Genomic DNA, 1,757 nt, shown 5'->3' with positions numbered 1-1,757 from the left:
CGGCCAGGAGATCGTGGCGGCGGTCGCCGGGGCCGCCCGCAACCCCGCGACCTTGACCATGCAGGATCTGGCCGACTACCGGGTGGTCCTGCGCGACCCGGTCTGCCGGCCCTACCGCGTGTACCGGGTGTGCGGCATGGGCCCGCCCAGTTCCGGCGGCATCGCCGTGCTGCAGATCCTGGGCCTGCTCGAGCATTTCGACATGGCCGGGCTGAGGCCGACCGCCGATGGCATGCAGGTGCTGGTGGAAGCCTCCAAGCTCGCCTTCGCCGACCGCAACCTCTACCTCGCCGACAGCGACTTCATCCGGGTTCCCGTACGCGGCCTGCTCGACCAGGCCTACCTGACCGCCCGCGCGCAGGGGATCGCGCTGGACCGCTCGATGGCCAAGGCCGAAGCCGGCAACCCGCCCTGGCGCGAGGCCACGCTCCTCGCACCCGACGAGAGCGACAAGCTGCCCGGCACCTCGCAGCTCGTGGTGGTCGACGCTGCCGGCAACGCCGTGTCGATGACGACCACGATCGAGAGCGGCTTCGGCAGCCGGCTGATGGCCGGTGGCTTCCTGCTCAACAACGAGCTGACCGACTTCGCCTTTGCGCCCGAGGAGAACGGCCGGCCGGTCGCCAACCGGCTGGAGCCGGGCAAGCGGCCGCGCAGCTCGATGGCGCCTACCATCGTGTTCGACCGGGCCGGCGCGCCGATCCTGCTGATCGGCTCGCCCGGCGGCAGCCAGATCATCGGCTATGTTGCCCAGGCCCTGGTAGCGATCCTGGACTGGGGCATGGATCCGCAGGCGGCGGTGGCGATGGGCCATGTGCTCAGCCGCAACGGCCCGGTCGAGCTGGAGGCCGGTACCGAGGCGGCGGCGTTCGAGGCGGCACTGCGGGCGCGCGGCCAGGAGGTCCAGGTCAAGCCGCTGAACAGCGGGCTGCACGCGATCCGGCTTGGCCCCACTGGGCTGGAGAGCGGCGTCGACCCGCGCCGCGAAGGCGCGGCCGCCGGCGAGTGAGACGGTGGCCGGGCAGGGTCGACATGCGGCAGCACCCGCTCAGGACTCGGCCCTGGGCCACAGGAAGCGCGCCGTCACCTCGAACGAGTTCCCGCCCGCCGGCCTGACCCGGGTCACCTTCGCCAGGTAGCTGCCTGCGGTACTGGGCCGCTCCGGCGTGCGCGGCATCAGGACGTAGCCGCTCAGCTTCTGGCCTGCTCGCAGCGGGAAATGGCAGGTGAAGATGACCTTGCGCGGGCCGATCGACACGGTGACCCCTGCCCCGCCCTCGAAGGTGATCAGCAGCCCGCCATGCGCCGTGGCGACAGCCCTCCCCCCCCGTGCCAGGGCCGGTCGCGCCACGGTGGAGGGAGCTGGCAACGGGCGGATCCGGGAGTAGGAGGCAGTCGCCCTGCCCAGGCCAGCATAGACGTGCATCGAGGTGTTTCCCTGAAGGCTTCCTGGATGTCCGGGAGCAATCAACGTGCCACCGGAAAAACAGTGAGCCTGCTCAAGGATTTGCCGGAACCGATCGTCGTCGGAGCGGAGCTGTGTGGGTGATATGCCCCAATCCGGCGGGTGGTCTCACCCACCGGCAGCCCGCCGCCCCGGTGGATCAGCCGGGCTTGGTGAGCGCCAGCTTCTCCACCCGGTAGCGCAGGGCGTCGCGGCCCAGCCCCAGTAGCTTGGCCGCCGCGGTCACGTTCCAGTTGGTGCGCTCCAGCGCCTGCTGCATGAAGCTGCGCTCCATGGCCTCCAGATCGATGCC

Annotated in this window: 3 protein-coding genes; 1 reads left to right on the top strand and 2 read right to left on the bottom strand. The window is 70.9% G+C overall.

The window, feature by feature from the left end; translation table 11 throughout:
* Nucleotides 1-1,009, top strand: a 1,009-nt coding sequence (locus tag EQG76_RS17070) for a gamma-glutamyltransferase family protein (RefSeq protein ID WP_200840876.1), incomplete at its 5' end; no start/stop codon positions are given.
* A 39-nt stretch (nucleotides 1,010-1,048) separates the two neighbouring features.
* Here EQG76_RS17070 and EQG76_RS17065 read toward each other — a convergent pair.
* Nucleotides 1,049-1,426 (bottom strand): hypothetical protein, encoded by a 378-nt coding sequence (locus tag EQG76_RS17065; RefSeq protein ID WP_159715603.1) that lies wholly within the window; start codon nucleotides 1,424-1,426, stop codon nucleotides 1,049-1,051.
* A 178-nt stretch (nucleotides 1,427-1,604) separates the two neighbouring features.
* Entirely contained in the window at nucleotides 1,605-1,748 is a 144-nt protein-coding gene (locus tag EQG76_RS33525; RefSeq protein ID WP_407925549.1) for a helix-turn-helix domain-containing protein, read from the bottom strand.
* Nucleotides 1,749-1,757 lie beyond the last annotated feature (9 nt).

Source organism: Geminicoccus flavidas, from assembly GCF_009806515.1.
Classification (GTDB): Bacteria; Pseudomonadota; Alphaproteobacteria; order Geminicoccales; family Geminicoccaceae; genus Geminicoccus; species Geminicoccus flavidus.
The sequence above is the reverse complement of the archived record's forward strand: the minus strand, read 5'-3'. Positions and strand labels throughout refer to the sequence as shown.

Coding starts and splice junctions, on each gene's coding strand:
- EQG76_RS17065 (WP_159715603.1), bottom strand. CDS start 1,426: ATGCACGTCTATGCTGGCCTGGGCAGGGCGACTGCCTCCTACTCCCGG.